Origin of the sequence: Pseudomonas rustica (assembly GCF_018336155.1) — a bacterium.
GTDB lineage: Bacteria > Pseudomonadota > Gammaproteobacteria > Pseudomonadales > Pseudomonadaceae > Aquipseudomonas > Aquipseudomonas rustica.
Genome location: NZ_JAGYHF010000012.1, coordinates 74,182 through 90,153, shown reverse-complemented (window position 1 = coordinate 90,153; position 15,972 = coordinate 74,182). Strand labels below are relative to the sequence as shown.

13 protein-coding genes are annotated in these 15,972 nt (G+C 60.0%); 5 read left to right on the top strand and 8 right to left on the bottom strand.

From position 1 onward, the window contains the following. Position 1: 1 nt before the first annotated feature. Together KFS80_RS21985 and KFS80_RS21980 are read left to right on the top strand one after the other, a co-directional pair. Positions 2-580, top strand: a complete 579-nt coding sequence (locus KFS80_RS21985) for a hypothetical protein (protein ID WP_212545893.1) — start codon at positions 2-4, stop codon at positions 578-580. Between the two features lie 62 nt (positions 581-642). Then, positions 643-1,608 carry a sensor domain-containing diguanylate cyclase gene (locus tag KFS80_RS21980; RefSeq protein ID WP_212545892.1) on the top strand — a complete coding sequence of 322 codons (966 nt, stop codon included), beginning with the start codon at positions 643-645 and terminating at the stop codon, positions 1,606-1,608. Positions 1,609-2,647: 1,039 nt separating this feature from the next. Here the strand turns inward: KFS80_RS21980 and fabI are convergent. The 8 genes from fabI to gloB all read right to left on the bottom strand — a co-directional run bounded on the left by fabI (position 2,648) and on the right by gloB (position 13,506). Continuing rightward, on the bottom strand, positions 2,648-3,442 hold the full coding sequence (gene fabI, locus KFS80_RS21975) for an enoyl-ACP reductase FabI (protein ID WP_007910591.1): 795 nt from the start codon (positions 3,440-3,442) through the stop codon (positions 2,648-2,650). Positions 3,443-3,461: 19 nt separating this feature from the next. Then, positions 3,462-5,072 (bottom strand): ABC transporter ATP-binding protein, encoded by a 1,611-nt coding sequence (locus KFS80_RS21970; protein ID WP_212545891.1) that lies wholly within the window; start codon positions 5,070-5,072, stop codon positions 3,462-3,464. 1 nt (position 5,073) lies between these two features. Beyond that, positions 5,074-6,093 carry an ABC transporter permease gene (locus KFS80_RS21965; protein ID WP_053119376.1) on the bottom strand — a complete coding sequence of 340 codons (1,020 nt, stop codon included), beginning with the start codon at positions 6,091-6,093 and terminating at the stop codon, positions 5,074-5,076. Position 6,094: 1 nt separating this feature from the next. Next, positions 6,095-7,168 carry a microcin C ABC transporter permease YejB gene (locus KFS80_RS21960; RefSeq protein ID WP_201226938.1) on the bottom strand — a complete coding sequence of 358 codons (1,074 nt, stop codon included), beginning with the start codon at positions 7,166-7,168 and terminating at the stop codon, positions 6,095-6,097. 4 nt (positions 7,169-7,172) lie between these two features. Next, positions 7,173-9,014, bottom strand: coding sequence for an extracellular solute-binding protein (locus KFS80_RS21955; protein ID WP_212545890.1), 1,842 nt, complete (start codon positions 9,012-9,014; stop codon positions 7,173-7,175). Continuing rightward, positions 9,011-10,843 (bottom strand): extracellular solute-binding protein, encoded by a 1,833-nt coding sequence (locus tag KFS80_RS21950; protein ID WP_053119383.1) that lies wholly within the window; start codon positions 10,841-10,843, stop codon positions 9,011-9,013. Before KFS80_RS21950 ends, KFS80_RS21955 begins: the two co-directional genes overlap by 4 nt. Positions 10,844-11,178: 335 nt before the next feature. After that, positions 11,179-12,639: a LysM peptidoglycan-binding domain-containing protein gene (locus KFS80_RS21945; RefSeq protein ID WP_212545889.1), complete on the bottom strand. Its 1,461-nt coding sequence runs from the start codon at positions 12,637-12,639 to the stop codon at positions 11,179-11,181. A gap of 99 nt (positions 12,640-12,738) precedes the next feature. Next, positions 12,739-13,506, bottom strand: coding sequence for a hydroxyacylglutathione hydrolase (gene gloB, locus KFS80_RS21940; RefSeq protein ID WP_212545888.1), 768 nt, complete (start codon positions 13,504-13,506; stop codon positions 12,739-12,741). 66 nt (positions 13,507-13,572) lie between these two features. Between gloB and KFS80_RS21935 the strand changes: the two genes are divergently transcribed. From KFS80_RS21935 to dnaQ, 3 genes are all read left to right on the top strand, one after another. Then, positions 13,573-14,331, top strand: a complete 759-nt coding sequence (locus KFS80_RS21935) for a class I SAM-dependent methyltransferase (protein WP_212545887.1) — start codon at positions 13,573-13,575, stop codon at positions 14,329-14,331. Positions 14,332-14,421: 90 nt separating this feature from the next. Then, positions 14,422-14,892 carry a ribonuclease HI gene (gene rnhA, locus KFS80_RS21930; RefSeq protein WP_053119389.1) on the top strand — a complete coding sequence of 157 codons (471 nt, stop codon included), beginning with the start codon at positions 14,422-14,424 and terminating at the stop codon, positions 14,890-14,892. A 209-nt stretch (positions 14,893-15,101) separates the two neighbouring features. Beyond that, on the top strand, positions 15,102-15,860 hold the full coding sequence (dnaQ, locus tag KFS80_RS21925) for a DNA polymerase III subunit epsilon (RefSeq protein ID WP_159815519.1): 759 nt from the start codon (positions 15,102-15,104) through the stop codon (positions 15,858-15,860). Positions 15,861-15,972 lie beyond the last annotated feature (112 nt).

Below are 15,972 nucleotides of genomic sequence, written 5' to 3'. Positions count from 1 at the left end.
GATGAAACGACATCTAGTGTTGGGCACGGTGGTTTTGCTGGGGCTCGGCGGTTATGCCTCGGACTTGTTTGCCGATGATCAGGAAGCATTGAAGGCGTTCGGCACGGTGCAGAAAGTCTTCCAGAGCCCGCGCTGCCAGAACTGCCATATCCCCGGCGATTCGCCGCTGCAGTTCGACGCGGGCGTTACGCATGCGATGAACGTGGTGCGCGGCATGGACGGCAAGGGCGCGGCCGGTTTGCCCTGCGCCACCTGCCACGCGGAAAACAATCCGCCGGCCAGTTACGGCCCGCATGCACCGCCGGGTGCGCCGCATTGGAGCCTGCCGCCGGCGGCGCACAAAATGGCCTGGATCGGCCTGCCACCGGACAAACTCTGCGCGATGATCAAGGATCGCTCCAGCAACGGCGATCGCGATTTCGCGGCGCTGATCAAACACGTCAGCGAAGACAAACTGGTGTTGTGGGGCTGGAATCCCGGGGCAGGGCGCGCGCCGGTGCCGGTGCCGCATGACATTTTTGTCGAGCAATTCAAGCTCTGGGCCGACGCGGGCGGGCCGTGTCCGGTGGCGGGCATCTGATGGGGTGACCCTGCGCTGATTTGCGCTACGCTGAAAGTCATTGATGCCAACGGAGTGTGCGAATGCTGGTTCCAGGAAAACCTGCCAATGAAGCGGCGCGAATTCAGGTGCTGCACGGCCTCGACCTTCTCGATTCAGCGCCGGAGGAGCGTTTCGATCGGCTGACGCGGCTGGCCAAACGACTGTTCAATGTGCCGATTGCGCTGGTGACGCTCGTCGACAAGGATCGTCAGTGGTTCAAGTCCTGCGTGGGCCTGGCGGCTACCGAGACACCACGGGATATCTCGTTCTGCGGGCATGCGATTCTCAATGATGGTCTGCTGCTGGTGCCCGATGCGCGGGAGGACGTGCGCTTCCACGATAATCCGCTGGTGACCGGCGAGCCGAATATTCGCTTCTACGCCGGCTATCCGCTGACCGTGCCCAACGGCAATAAAATGGGCACGTTGTGCCTGCTCGACACCAAACCGCGCGAACTTGATGACGAAGAACGCGCGCTCTTGCGTGATCTTGCGGAAATGGCCGAGCAAGAACTGACGGCCGTGCAGATGGCGAGCATGGACGAGCTGACGTTGCTGTCCAATCGTCGCGGATTCAAGCAACTGGCGCAGCATGCGCTGGACGCCTGCGCACGACTGGAGCGGCCGGCGACGTTGCTGTTTTTTGATCTGAATGATTTCAAGCAGATCAACGATCTATACGGGCATGCCGAGGGCGACAGCGCGCTGAAGACCTTTGCCGATGTGCTGCGAATTGCCTTTCGCGAGAGCGATGTGGTGGGGCGGTTGGGTGGGGATGAGTTTGTCGCGCTGCTGACGGGGTCGAGTCATATCGAAACCACGGCGATCATGGCGCGGCTCAAGGAGATCCTTGAAGAGCGTAATGCCTCGCTGCATCGGGGTTATGCGATTCGCTTCAGCGTCGGGCAGATCGAGTACGACGCCAAACGCCATGAAACCGTGGATCGCTTGCTGGCCGACGCGGATGGCGCGATGTATGCGCACAAGCAGGCCCTGAAGCGCTGTTGATGCGGGTTCCCATCGCTGGCAGGCCAGCTCCCATTGGTTTCTCGGGTGCTCTCGTTATCCCGTCTCTCCACAAATCCCCTGTAGGAGTGAGCCTGCTCGCGAAGGCGTCCATCCCTTCAACATCATCATTGCCTGACCCACCGCTTTCGCGAGCAAGCCCGCTCCCACAGGTTGCGCGGGTGTTCACAAAACCCCGTTCCACCACAAACCCCCTGTAGGAGTAAGCCTGCTCGCGATAGCGCCCGGCCATTCAACATCGTCATCGCCTGACCCACCGCTTTCGCGAGCAAGCCCGCTCCCACAGGTTTCGCGGGTGTTCACAAAACCCCGTTTCACCCCAAACCCCCTGTGGGAGCGGGCTTGCTCGCGAAAGCGTCCATCCATTCAACATCATCATCGCCTGAATCACTGCCATCGCGAGCAGGCTCACTCCCACAGGTTTCTCGGGTGTTCACAAAACCCCTTCACACCACAAACCCCCTGTGGGAGCGAGCTTGCTCGCGAAGGCGTCCATCCATTTAACATCGTCATTGCCTGACCCACCGCTTTCGCGAGCAAGCCCGCTCCCACAGGTTTCGCGGGTGTTCACAAAACCCCGTCACACTACAAATCCCGGGTGGGAGCGGGCTTGCTCGCGAAGGTGTCCATCCCTTCAACATCATCATTACCTGACCCACCGCCATCGCGAGCAGGCTCACTCCTACAGGTTTCTCGGGTGTTCCCAAAACCCCGTTTCACCACAAACCCCCTGTGGGAGCGGGCTTGCTCGCGAAGGCGTCCATCCCTTCAACATCATCATTGCCTGACCCACTGCCATCGCGAGCAAGCCCGCTCCCACAGGTTTCGCGGGTGTTCACAAAACACCGTTTCACCCTAGATCCCTGTGGGAGCGAGCTTACTCGCGAAGGCGTCCATCCATTCAACATCCCCATTGCCTGACCCACCGCTTTCGCGAGCAAGCCCGCTCCCACAGGAGGCGGGGTTGCGGGCATAAAAAAACCCGCCAGATTGGCGGGTTTTTTTATCGGCTAAGCGAAGATCACTCTTCGATGTTGCCCATGGCGGTGGTGTTGAAGCCGCCGTCGACGTACATGATTTCGCCGCTGATACCCGACGCCAGGTCGGAGCACAGGAAGGCGCCGGCGTTGCCGACTTCGTCGATGGTGACGTTGCGACGCAGCGGGGTTTGCGCTTCGTTGGCGGCCAGCATTTTACGGAAGTTCTTGATGCCCGACGCTGCCAAGGTACGGATCGGGCCAGCCGATACGCAGTTGACGCGGGTGCCGTCCGGGCCCAGGGAGCCGGCCAGGTAACGCACGCCAGCTTCCAGCGAAGCCTTGGCCATGCCCATGACGTTGTAGTTCGGCATGGTGCGCTCGGCGCCCAGGTACGACAGGGTCAGCAGGCTGCCGTTGCGGCCCTTCATCATTTCGCGGCCGGCTTTGGCCAGGGCCACGAAGCTGTAGGCGCTGATGTCGTGAGCGATGCGGAAACCGTCACGGGTGGTGGCTTCGGTGAAGTCGCCGTCCAGTTGGTCGCCCGGGGCGAAACCAACGGAGTGGACGATGCAGTCCAGGCCATCCCACTTCTTGCTCAGTGCTTCGAAGACCTTGGCGATTTCTTCATCGCTGGCCACGTCGCACGGGAAGCACAGCTCAGGGCTCGAACCCCAGCCTTGGGCGAATTCTTCAACACGACCTTTCAGTTTGTCGTTCTGATAAGTGAAGGCAAGCTCAGCGCCCTCGCGATGCATGGCGGCAGCGATGCCGGATGCGATGGACAGCTTGCTGGCGACACCGACGATCAGTACGCGCTTACCGGCGAGAAAACCCATGTGTTGCTCCTCTTTCAGGTTATTGCGCAGTGGCTGGTGCCAAAAAAGCGGCTTCCAGCAACTGCTGTGTATACGGATGTTGGGGGGCGGCAAAAATACTTTGCGCGTCTCCCTGTTCGACCACTTGGCCATGCTTGACCACCATCAACTGGTGGCTCAGCGCTTTGACGACAGCCAGGTCATGGCTGATAAACAAATACGTCAGGTTGTACTTGGCTTGCAGTGAACGCAACAGCTCCACCACTTGCCGCTGCACCGTCCGGTCGAGCGCCGAAGTCGGCTCGTCCAGCAGGATCAGCGCCGGTTTCAGCACCAAAGCCCGGGCAATGGCGATTCGTTGCCGTTGCCCACCGGAAAATTCGTGGGGGTAGCGGTGCCGGGTTTCCGGATCCAGACCTACCTCCTTCAATGCCGCAATAATCGCCGCCTCTTGCTCCTCGGCGGTGCCCATCTTGTGAATCCGCAGGCCTTCGCCAACGATGTCACTGACGCACATGCGCGGGCTCAGGCTGCCAAACGGATCCTGAAACACCACCTGCATCTCCCGCCGCAACGGACGAACCTCGTTCTGCGTCAGGCAGTCTAGCTGCTTGCCTTCAAAGCGGATCGCGCCTTTGCTGCCGATCAAACGCAAAATCGCCAGACCCAGCGTGGATTTGCCGGAACCGCTTTCCCCCACAATCCCCAGAGTCTGACCCTGAGGCAGGCTGAAATTGATGCCGTCCACCGCTTTAACGTGATCCACCGTGCGTTTGAGCAGGCCTTTCTTGATCGGGAACCAGACTTTCAAGTCCTCGACCTCAAGCAGCGGCGCGCCGATTTTATTGGTCGCCGGGCCTCCGCTGGGCTCCGCGCCGAGCAATTCCCGAGTGTACGGATGCTGCGGCGAACGGAACAGCTCTTCGCACGATGCCTGTTCGACGATGCAACCGCGCTGCATGACACATACACGATGCGCAATTCTTCGCACGAGGTTCAAATCGTGACTGATCAGTAACAGCGACATGCCCAATCGCGCCTGTAATTCCTTGAGCAAATCGAGAATTTTCAGCTGAACGGTCACGTCCAGCGCCGTGGTCGGCTCGTCGGCAATCAGCAGTTCCGGCTCGTTGGCCAGCGCCATGGCGATCATCACCCGTTGGCGTTGGCCACCAGACAATTCATGGGGCAGGGCCTTGAGGCGCTTGTGCGGCTCGGGGATGCCGACCATCTCCAGCAGTTCAAGCGTACGCTTGGTCGCGACTTTGCCGGTCAGGCCTTTGTGGATGCCGAGCACTTCGTTGATCTGCTTCTCGATCGAGTGCAACGGGTTCAGCGAGGTCATCGGCTCCTGAAAAATCATCGCGATGCGATTACCGCGAATATGGCGGATGGTTTTTTCACTCAAGCCCAGCAGATTTTGCCCGGCGTAATTGATGCTGCCGGCTGGATGGCGGGCCATCGGGTAGGGCAGCAACCGCAGGATCGAGTGTGCAGTCACCGATTTGCCCGAGCCGGATTCGCCGACCAACGCCAGGGTTTCGCCACGCTTGATGTCGAAACTCACGCCCTCGACGACGCGGTGTATGCGCTCACCGAAACCGAATTCGACGGCGAGGTCGCGCACTTCGATCAGATTGTCCTGATTCATTTCACTTCCTCGGGTCGAAGGCATCGCGAGCGGACTCGCCGATAAACACCAGCAAACTCAACATTAAGGCCAGCACGGCAAAGGCGCTGATGCCCAGCCATGGCGCTTGCAGGTTGGATTTGCCCTGCGCGACCAGTTCACCCAGCGACGGACTGCCGGCCGGCAAACCGAAACCGAGGAAGTCCAGCGCGGTGAGGGTGCCGATGGCGCCGGTGAGGATGAACGGCATAAACGTCATGGTCGAGACCATCGCGTTGGGCAGGATGTGGCGGAACATGATCGCGCCGTTCTGCATGCCCAGCGCCCGCGCGGCGCGCACGTATTCGAGGTTGCGACCCCGGAGGAACTCGGCGCGCACCACGTCGACCAGGCTCATCCACGAGAACAACAGCATGATCCCCAGCAGCCACCAGAAATTCGGCTGCACAAAACTGGCGAGAATGATCAGCAGGTACAGCACCGGCAGCCCCGACCAGATCTCCAGAAAACGCTGCCCGGCCAGATCGACCCAGCCGCCATAAAACCCCTGCAGTGCGCCGGCAATCACGCCGATGATCGAACTCAACACGGTCAGCGTCAGCGCGAACAACACGGAAATACGGAAGCCGTAAATCACCCGCGCCAGCACATCGCGACCCTGATCGTCGGTACCGAGCAGGTTGTCCGCCGACGGTGGCGCCGGCGCCGGGACTTTCAGGTCGTAATTGATGCTCTGGTAGTTGTACGGAATCGGCGCCCACAACACCCACGCATCCTTGGCCTTGAGCAGTTCGCGGATGTACGGGCTCTTGTAGTTGGCTTCCAGCGGGAATTCGCCGCCAAACGTCGTTTCCGGGTAGCGCTTGATCGCCGGGAAGTACCAGTTGTTGTCGTAATGCACCACCAGCGGCTTATCGTTGGCGATCAGCTCGGCGCCGAGGCTCAGCCCGAACAGGATCAGAAACAGCCACAGCGACCACCAGCCACGCTTGTTGGCCTTGAACAGTTCGAAGCGGCGGCGGTTGAGAGGGGACAGGTTCATCTCAATGCTCCCGGCTTTCGAAGTCGATGCGCGGATCGACCAGGGTGTAGGTGAGGTCGCCGATCAGTTTCACCACCAGCCCGAGCAGGGTGAAGATGAACAAGGTGCCGAACACCACCGGGTAATCGCGGTTGATCGCCGCTTCGAAACTCATCAGGCCGAGACCGTCCAGAGAGAAAATCACTTCCACCAGCAGCGAACCGGTGAAGAAGATGCCGATGAACGCCGAGGGGAAACCGGCAATCACCAACAGCATGGCGTTGCGAAACACGTGGCCGTAGAGCACGCGATGGCGGGTCAGGCCTTTGGCCTTGGCGGTGACCACGTACTGTTTGTTGATTTCGTCGAGGAAGCTGTTTTTGGTCAGCAGGGTCATGGTCGCGAAGTTGCCGATTACCAGTGCCGTCACCGGCAGCGCAAGGTGCCAGAAGTAATCGAGGATCTTGCCGCCGAAACTCAGCTCATCGAAGTTGTTCGAGGTCAGCCCGCGTAACGGAAACCAGTCGAGATAACTGCCGCCGGCAAACACCACAATCAGCAGGATCGCAAACAGGAACGCCGGGATCGCATAACCGACGATGATCGCCGAACTGGTCCACACGTCGAAGTGGCTGCCGTGTCGCGTGGCCTTGGCGATCCCCAGCGGGATCGACACCAGATACATGATCAGCGTGCTCCACAGCCCCAGCGAGATCGACACCGGCATCTTTTCCTTGATCAGGTCGATGACCTTGGCGTCGCGGAAAAAGCTGTCGCCGAAATCCAGCGAGGCGTAGTTCTTGACCATGATCCACAGGCGTTCCGGGGCCGACTTGTCGAACCCGTACATGTGCTCGATTTCCTTGATCAGCGCCGGATCCAGCCCTTGCGCGCCGCGATAAGAGGAACCGGCCACCGAGACCTCGGCACCGCCGCCAGCGATGCGACTGGTGGCGCCTTCGAAGCCTTCGAGCTTGGCGATCATCTGTTCCACCGGGCCACCGGGCGCGGCCTGAATGATCACGAAGTTGATCAGCAGAATGCCGAACAGGGTCGGAATGATGAGCAGCAGTCGCCGAAAAATATACGCCAGCATCTGATTACTCCGTGCCCGCAGGGTCGGCTTGCAGTTTGGTTTCGACTTCTACCGCCGGTTTAGCGTCAGGCTTGACCCACCAGGTGTTGATGCCGATGTCGTACTTGGGTGAGACCTTCGGATGGCCGATGTGATTCCAGTACGCCACGCGCCAGGTCTTGATGTGCCAGTTGGGCACCACGTAGTAGCCCCACTGCAACACGCGATCCAGCGCGCGGGCGTGGGCCACCAGGCTGGCGCGCGAGTCGGCATTGATCAGGTTCTCGACCAGTTGATCGACGATCGGATCCTTCAAGCCCATGGTGTTGCGGCTGCTGGCCTTGTCGGCAGCGGCGCTCATCCAGAATTCGCGCTGCTCGTTACCCGGCGAATTGGATTGCGGGAAGCTGCCGACGATCATGTCGAAGTCCCGCGAGCGCACGCGGTTGATGTACTGCGAAACGTCGACGCGGCGGATCACCAGTTCGATGCCGAGGTCGCTGAGGTTGCGCTTGAACGGCAGCAACACGCGTTCGAATTCGGTCTGGGCGAGGAGGAATTCGATCACCACCGGTTTGCCGGTGGCGTCGACCATTTTGTCGTCGACGATCTTCCAGCCGGCCTCTTGCAGCAGTTGATAGGCCTCGCGCTGGTGATTGCGGATCATGCCGCTGGCGTCGGTCTTCGGGTTGTCGAAGGCTTCGCTGAACACCTGCGCCGGGAGCTTGTTGCGGAACGGGTCGAGGATCGCCAGTTGATCGGCGTCGGGCAGGCCGGTGGCGGCCATTTCCGAGTTTTCGAAATAGCTGCGGGTGCGGAAGTAGGCGCCGTTGAACAGTTGTTTGTTGGTCCATTCGAAGTCAAACAGCAAACCAAGCGACTGGCGCACCCGTATGTCCTGGAACACTGGACGGCGCAGGTTGTAGACGAAACCCTGCATGCCGGTCGGGTTGCTGTTGGGGATCAATTCCTTGATCAAACGGCCCTCGGTGACCGCCGGGATGTTGTAAGCGTTGGCCCAGTTTTTCGCGGTCATCTCTAGCCAGAAATCGAACTGCCCGGCCTTCAGCGCTTCGACGGCGACGGTGTTGTCGCGGTAGTAATCGCTGGTCATCGTGTCGAAATTGTAGAAGCCACGGTTGACCGGCAGATCCTTGCCCCAGTAATCCTTGACCCGCTCGTACCGTATCGAACGGCCGGCCTTCACTTCGGCAACCTTGTACGGGCCGCTGCCGAGCGGAATTTCCAGATTGCCCTTGCTGAAATCGCGATCGGCCCACCAGTGTTTCGGCAGCACCGGTAATTGGCCGAGAATCAGCGGCAACTCGCGATTATTGTTGTGCTTGAACTTGAACAGCACTTTCAGCGGGTCTTCGGCGATGACTTCGGACACGTCGCTGTAGTAGCCGCGGTACATCGGCGAGCCTTCCTTGGTCAGCGTGTTGAAGCTGAACACTACGTCGTCGGCGCGCACTGGATGACCGTCGTGGAAACGTGCTTCGGGGCGCAGGTAGAACCGCACCCAGCTGTTGTCCGGGGCCTTTTCGATCTTGCCGGCGATCAGGCCATATTCGGTGAACGGCTCGTCGAGGCTGTGCTTGGTCAGGGTGTCGTAGATCTGCCCGATGTCATCGGCCGGCACGCCTTTGCTGATAAACGGGTTGAGGCTGTCGAAGCCACCGAAACCGGCCTGACGGAACACGCCGCCCTTGGGCGCGTCGGGATTCACGTAATCGAAATGCTTGAAATCGGCCGGGTATTTCGGCGGCTCGTTGTACAGGGTCACGGCGTGTTGCGGGGCGGCCAAGGCCAGCCCGGCGAACAGCAAGCCGCTGGCCTGGACGAGCAGGGCGCGGATGGGTTTCATCGATCTTTCTCCGAAGACTTCAGCCACCACGCGCTCAGGCCCAGGGTGTAGGGCGGCGTGGTGACGAAGGCCAACCGGTTGCGGTAGGCCAGGCGGTGATAATTCAGGTACCAGTTGGGAATGCTGTAGTGCTGCCAGAGCAGCACGCGGTCGAGCGCTTTGCCGGCGGCGACCTGTTCATCGCGGGTGCGCGCGGCGAGCAATTGTTCGAGCAGGTGATCGACCACCGGGTTGGCGATGCCCGCGTAATTTTTGCTGCCCTTGACCCCGACCTGACTGGAATGGAAGTACTGCCACTGCTCAAGGCCCGGGCTGAGGGTCTGGTTGAGCGTCATCAGGATCATGTCGAAATCGAACTGATCGAGGCGCTGTTTGTACTGCGCGCGATCGACCGTGCGCAGGCGCGCGTCGATGCCGATGCTGTTGAGGTTCTCAATGTACGGCTGGAGGATGCGCTCCAGATTCGGGTTGACCAGCAGCAGTTCGAAACGCAGCGGCTGGCCGTCGGCGTTTTGCAGGCGCTGGCCGTTGAGCTTCCAGCCGGCCTCGGCGAGCAGGGCCAAGGCTTTACGCATGGTTTCGCGAGGAATGCCGCGACCGTCGGTTTGCGGCAACGTGAACGGCTCGGTGAACAGCTTGGCCGGCAGTTGCTCCTTGTACGGCTTGAGCATCAGCCATTCGTGCCCGACCGGCAGGCCGCTGGCGCTGAATTCGCTGTTCGGGTAGTAACTGGTGGTGCGCTTGTAGGCATCGCTGAACAGCGCGCGGTTGGTCCACTCGAAGTCGAACATCAGCCCCAGCGCTTCGCGGGTTTTGACGTCGGCGAACGTGGCGCGGCGGGTGTTCATGAACAGGCCCTGACTCTGGGTCGGGATCTGGTGCGGGATCTGCGCCTTGATCACGTCGCCACGGCGGATGGCCGGGAAGTTGTAGCCGTTGGCCCAGTTCTTCGCCTGATGCTCGATGTAGATGTCGAACTCGCCGGCCTTGAACGCTTCGAAGGCGACATCGCTGTCGCGGTAGAACTCGACTTCCATGCGATCGAAGTTGTACTTGCCGCGATTGACCGCCAAGTCCTTGCCCCAGTAATCCTTGACCCGCTCGAAGATCAACTGTCGGCCCGGCGTCACCGAAGTGATGCGATACGGGCCGCTGCCCAGCGGCGGTTCGAAGGTGGTGGCTTTGAAGTCGCGGTCTTTCCAGTAGTGCTGCGGCAGCACCGGCAATTCCCCGAGGCGCAGGATCAACAGCGGATTGCCCGAGCGTTTGAGCACGAAGCGAATGCGCTGCGGATTGAGGATGTCGACGCGCAGCACTTCCTGAAGGGCGGTGCGGTACAGCGGATGACCTTCCTTGAGCAGCAAGCGGTAGGAGAACGCCACGTCGTAAGCGGTGATCGGCGTGCCGTCGTGGAAACGTGCCTCGGGGCGCAGATTGAACACCACCCAGCTGCGATCTTCGCTGTATTCCACCGATTGCGCGATCAAGCCATAGCTTGACGCCGGCTCGTCACCGGAAGGCGAATACTGGCCAGTGCCGACCATCAGCGGCTCGTTCAGCTCATTGATGCCGTACTGGAGGAAATTCGGCGTGGTGACGGGGCTAGTGCCCTTGAAGGTGTATGGGTTGACCGTATCGAAGGTGCCGAACGCCATCACCCGCAACGTACCGCCCTTGGGCGCTTGCGGGTTGACCCAGTCGAAGTGGGTAAATCTGGCCGGGTACTTGAGCGTACCGAACTGCGCATAACCGTGACTTTCGGTAATCGTCGCGCTTGCGGTTGAGCTCAAGGCCAGGCTGATCAGGAGCAGGAGGAGGGGACGCTTCAAGTCAGATCTGATCCAGGCGGCTTGGGCTTTGTGGGCCGTACAGTAACAGCTTGTCTGGACAGGAAAAAGATCGCGGGTTAATGGGGGGTTAATCCACTTGCCTGACAGCCCCTCACCCTAGCCCTCTCCCGGAGGGAGAGGGGACTGACCGAGGTGTTTGCGGGAGGCACGCCGACTTGCGATACCGAGCCGAACTCAAATTCTGAATAGCCCCCGATCTGCTCCCTCTCCCCTCTACCCCTTGGGGGAGAGGGCTGGGGTGAGGGGGATGGATCTCAATAACACCAAAAAAACCGAACTCAAAAAAAGCCCCCGAAATTTCAGGGGCTCTTCTATCAGTGCGGCTGATAAACCGTAAGCATCTGCCCCGGCTTCAAAGCCTTGCTCGCACCCGGATTCCAGCGCTTGAGATGCTGCATCTCAACATTGAAACGCTTGGCCACCACGTACAACGTGTCGCCGCGCTTAACCTTGTACTGAGTCTGCTGCTTGCTATCGCTTTTTTTGCTCTTGCTGTTGGCCGCAATCACCGTGTTGACCCGGCCCGAGCTGCGGCTCTTGCTTGGCTTGCTCGTGTCGCGCATCACTAGGGTCTGACCAACCTTGAGGTTTTTGCCGGTCAGCTTGTTCCAGCGTTGCAGATCCTTCACTTCAACCTTGTTGGCCTTGGCGATGGAGCCGAGGTTGTCGCCGCGCTTGACGCGGTAGGCGCGTTTCAGCTTCGCCACTTCCGTCGGATCAGCGCCTTCAAACACCGGTTTCAAAGAGCGTTTGCTGATCAACTCGTCCGGCGACATGGTCTGCAGGCTGGTGGTCAGCAATTGCGCCTTCGACGTCGGCACCAGCAAATGCTGGGGGCCGTCGACGGTAATGCGCTGTTTGTAAGCAGGGTTGAGCTGGAACAGTTCGTCTTCGTCGATGTTGGCCACTTCAGCGACTTTGGACAAATCCATACGCTGATTGATTTCGACGACCTGGAAGTACGGTTCGTTGGCGATCGGGTTGAGGTTGACCCCGTACGCTTCCGGCGACTGCACCACTTGCGACAGCGCCAGCAACTTCGGCACGTAGGCCTGGGTTTCGGACGGCAGCGGCAGGTTCCAGTAGTCGGTTGGCAAACCGAGTTTCTCGTTACGTTCGATGGCGCGGCTGACCGTGCCTTCACCGGCGTTATACGCGGCGAGCGCCAGCAGCCAGTCACCGTTGAACATGTCGTGCAGACGGGTCAGGTAATCAAGTGCGGCGGTGGTCGAGGCGGTGATGTCGCGACGACCATCGTAGAAGCGGGTCTGGCGCAGGTTGAAGTAACGCCCGGTGGACGGAATGAATTGCCACAGGCCAACCGCATCGGCACGGGAATAGGCCATCGGGTTGTAGGCACTTTCAATCACTGGCAGCAGCGCCAGTTCCAGCGGCATGTTGCGTTCTTCGAGGCGTTCGACAATGTAATGAATGTAGAGACTGCCGCGATCGCCGGCGTTCTCAAGGAATGAAGGATTGCTGGCGAACCACAGGCGCTGCTGCTCTATGCGCGGGTTCACGCCCAGGCCTTCCTGCAACTGGAAGCCCTCGCGCATGCGCTCCCAGACGTCCTGAGGAATCTGTGGAGTGGGCTTTTCGCTGAGCCAGATCGGCTTTTGCTTGGCTCGCGCAGCAATGTTCGGCGTATGGGTCGCTTCAGTCTGCGGAGCATGGCTTGAACAGCCCGCCAGCGTGGCGGACACAGCCACCGCGATGGCTTGCGCCAAGCGGGTCAATGCGTCTGAATTGACGGACTTACGTATGGATGACGACATTGGCTGGAAGTAAGTTCCGGGCAAAAATGTCGGGCGATTCTAGAAAGCGCACCCCTTGCGGTCAACCATTCAGAATTTTTGTACCAAGCAGGCCACTGCTTAGAACTTATCTTTCCAAGCCCGCAGAGCCGCAAAAACCTCACTCGGCGCCCGGTTTTGAGCGCCTGCCCGTTCGTCCACTTTTTGTTTAACTAATGTTTCAGCGGTGCGTAAAAACGGATTTGTGAGCTTTTCCAGTGCCAAAGTTGACGGCAGGGTCATCACGCCGTTTTGCCGTTGTTGGGTAACTTTTTCCAGACGGGCGGCAATATCGGCATTGGTCGGTTCGACCGCTGCGGCGAATTTGAGATTGCTCATGGTGTATTCGTGGGTGCAATAGACGAGGGTGTCTTCGGGCAGTGCGGCGAGACGGCTGAGCGAGTGGTGCATCTGATCGGGCGTACCCTCGAACAGGCGACCGCAACCCGCGGCAAACAGAGTGTCGCCGCAGAACAGCAGACCGTGGTGATAATAAGCAATGTGTCCCAAGGTGTGACCGGGCACCGCATAGACATCAAACTCCCAGCCGAGCACGCTGGCGGTGTCGTTGTCGTTCAGCGCCACGTCGCGCGCCGGGATATTTTCGCTGGCCGGGCCATAAACAGTGGCGCCGCTGATGTGTTTCAGGCGTTCGACGCCGCCAACGTGGTCATGGTGATGGTGAGTGATCAAAATGTCGCTCAAGACCCAGTCCGGATGTGCATCAAGCCACGCCTCGACGGGCGCGGCATCACCCGGGTCGACCACGGCGCAACGTTGGCTGCGGTGATCCTGTAACAACCAGATGTAGTTATCGGTGAACGCGGGCAGGGCACTGATCTGTATCATCGTCGGAATTCGCCAAGCGGGAAACATTGGCGCATCTTAGTAGTTCCTGGCGCTTTGGAGAATGCGATGAGTGATAAAGCGTTCGCACAGGCTGATCCTGACTGGCTGGCACTGATCGGTGCCGCCCGTGAATGGCTGTCCGGCCCGCTCGGGCAATTTTTGCTCGACGAGGAGCGGCGCATGCTGGAAGACGAGCTCGGCCGGTTCTTTGGCGGTTATCTGGTGCATTACGGCCCGTCCGCTGAAACGCCACCGTCGGCGCCGCAAGTGCAGCGCAACGTCCGCCTTGGCGCGCCGCTGCCGGGGGTTGAGATTGTCTGCGAAGAGCAGGCCTGGCCTTTGAGCGAACACGCGGCGGATGTGGTGGTGATGCAGCACGGTCTGGATTTCTGCCTGTCGCCCCACGGTTTGCTGCGTGAAGCGGCGAGCAGCGTGCGCCCCGGTGGCCATTTGCTGATCATCGGCATCAACCCGTGGAGCACGTGGGGGCTGCGTCATGTGTTCGCCCACGACGCCTTGCGTCAGGCGCGCTGCATCTCACCATCGCGGGTCGCCGACTGGCTCAACCTGCTGGGCTTCGCGCTGGAGAAACGCCGCTTCGGGTGCTATCGTCCGCCGCTCGCGTCAGCCAAGTGGCAGGGCCGTCTGGCCGGCTGGGAACGCAAGGCCGGTGACTGGCAATTGTCGGGCGGCGGCTTCTATTTATTGGTCGCGCGCAAGATCGTGGTGGGCCTGCGGCCGTTGCGGCAGGAGCGTCGCGAACCGATGGGCAAGCTGATTCCGCTGCCGATGGCCAAGGTCAATCGCCGCCGCGTCGAACCGTAAACCTTCTTTTAATTGTGGCCGGGTTTGTCCCGGCCTTGGTCATTGTCGATCCGTGATCGGCAAGGCACGTATTTTTCTGGATAAAGTGGCATGAGCGAAAGCGTTGAAAGCGTCGACACCGTAGAACTGTTCACTGACGGCGCCTGCAAAGGCAATCCCGGCCCGGGCGGCTGGGGCGCCTTGCTGGTGTGCAAGGGCGTTGAAAAGGAACTGTGGGGCGGCGAAGCCAACACCACCAACAATCGCATGGAATTGCTCGGCGCCATTCGTGGCCTCGAAGCCTTGAAGCGTCCGTGCGAAGTGCTGCTGGTGACCGACTCGCAATATGTGATGAAGGGCATCAACGAGTGGATGGCCAACTGGAAGAAACGCGGCTGGAAAACGGCGGCGAAAGAACCGGTGAAAAACGCTGATTTGTGGAAAGAGCTCGACGAGCAGGTCAACCGCCACACCGTCAAATGGAAGTGGGTGCGTGGGCACATTGGCCATCATGGTAACGAGCGGGCTGACCAGTTGGCGAACCGTGGTGTGGACGAGGTTCGCGGGTACAAGCAGAGCTGATTTCTTCCGTTGTACCGTGGTGTTGCCATTCGCGAGCAAGCCCGCTCCCACATGGGCTCAGTGTTGAACTCAAAATTTGTGGGCAACCAAAATCCCTTGTGGGAGCGGGCTTGCTCGCGAATGGGGCGCCACGGTCTGACTGAACCCCCCCGCCGAGCGTGTTAACATCCGCGTTTTTGCACGATTGACCCGTTGAGAGCTGAGCACTGATGGCCACCAGATCCGTTGTACTCGATACCGAAACCACCGGCATGCCGGTGACCGATGGTCACCGGATTATCGAAATCGGTTGTGTCGAACTGATCGGTCGGCGCCTGACGGGCCGGCATTTCCACGTCTATCTGCAACCGGATCGCGAGAGTGACGAAGGCGCGATTGGCGTTCACGGCATCACCAACGAATTCCTCGTCGGCAAGCCGCGTTTCAATGAAGTCGCCGACGAGTTCTTCGAGTTCATCAAAGGCGCGCAACTGATCATCCATAACGCGGCGTTCGACGTTGGCTTCATCAACAACGAATTCGCCTTGATGGGCGCGAAGGATCGCGCTGACATCACGCAGCACTGCTCGATCCTCGACACCCTGATGATGGCCCGGGAACGTCACCCGGGGCAGCGCAACAGCCTTGATGCCTTGTGCAAACGTTACGGCGTCGACAACTCCGGTCGTGAACTGCACGGCGCGTTGCTCGACTCGGAGATTCTTGCCGATGTCTACCTGACCATGACCGGCGGCCAGACCAGCCTGTCGTTGGCGGGTAATGCCTCTGACGGTAACGGATCGGGCGAGGGCGCGGACAACTCTGCCACCGAGATTCGTCGGTTGCCGGTAGATCGCCAACCTGCGCGGATTATTCGCGCGACTGAGGATGAATTGGCGGCGCATCTGGTGCGGTTGGAGATTATCGCCAAGTCGGCGGGTGGGCCGGCGATGTGGACACAGATTGCTGAGGCTGACGCGCAGGTTTAAAAGATCAAAGGATCGTCCGATCGCGGCCCGAGCCTTCGGCAGCTCCTACATGAGAATGCATTCCCTGTAGGAGCTGCCGAAGGCTGCGATCTTTTGCTTTTACAGGCATGAA

What these genes read in the sequence shown, in the direction of transcription:
- KFS80_RS21985 (WP_212545893.1), top strand. Translation starts at nt 2, where the DNA reads ATGAAACGACATCTAGTGTTGGGCACGGTGGTTTTGCTGGGGCTCGGC.
- KFS80_RS21980 (WP_212545892.1), top strand. Translation starts at nt 643, where the DNA reads ATGCTGGTTCCAGGAAAACCTGCCAATGAAGCGGCGCGAATTCAGGTG.
- fabI (WP_007910591.1), bottom strand. Translation starts at nt 3,442, where the DNA reads ATGGGTTTTCTCGCCGGTAAGCGCGTACTGATCGTCGGTGTCGCCAGC.
- KFS80_RS21970 (WP_212545891.1), bottom strand. Translation starts at nt 5,072, where the DNA reads ATGAATCAGGACAATCTGATCGAAGTGCGCGACCTCGCCGTCGAATTC.
- KFS80_RS21965 (WP_053119376.1), bottom strand. Translation starts at nt 6,093, where the DNA reads ATGAACCTGTCCCCTCTCAACCGCCGCCGCTTCGAACTGTTCAAGGCC.
- KFS80_RS21960 (WP_201226938.1), bottom strand. Translation starts at nt 7,168, where the DNA reads ATGCTGGCGTATATTTTTCGGCGACTGCTGCTCATCATTCCGACCCTG.
- KFS80_RS21955 (WP_212545890.1), bottom strand. Translation starts at nt 9,014, where the DNA reads ATGAAACCCATCCGCGCCCTGCTCGTCCAGGCCAGCGGCTTGCTGTTC.
- KFS80_RS21945 (WP_212545889.1), bottom strand. Translation starts at nt 12,639, where the DNA reads ATGTCGTCATCCATACGTAAGTCCGTCAATTCAGACGCATTGACCCGC.
- gloB (WP_212545888.1), bottom strand. Translation starts at nt 13,506, where the DNA reads ATGATACAGATCAGTGCCCTGCCCGCGTTCACCGATAACTACATCTGG.
- KFS80_RS21935 (WP_212545887.1), top strand. Translation starts at nt 13,573, where the DNA reads ATGAGTGATAAAGCGTTCGCACAGGCTGATCCTGACTGGCTGGCACTG.
- rnhA (WP_053119389.1), top strand. Translation starts at nt 14,422, where the DNA reads ATGAGCGAAAGCGTTGAAAGCGTCGACACCGTAGAACTGTTCACTGAC.
- dnaQ (WP_159815519.1), top strand. Translation starts at nt 15,102, where the DNA reads ATGGCCACCAGATCCGTTGTACTCGATACCGAAACCACCGGCATGCCG.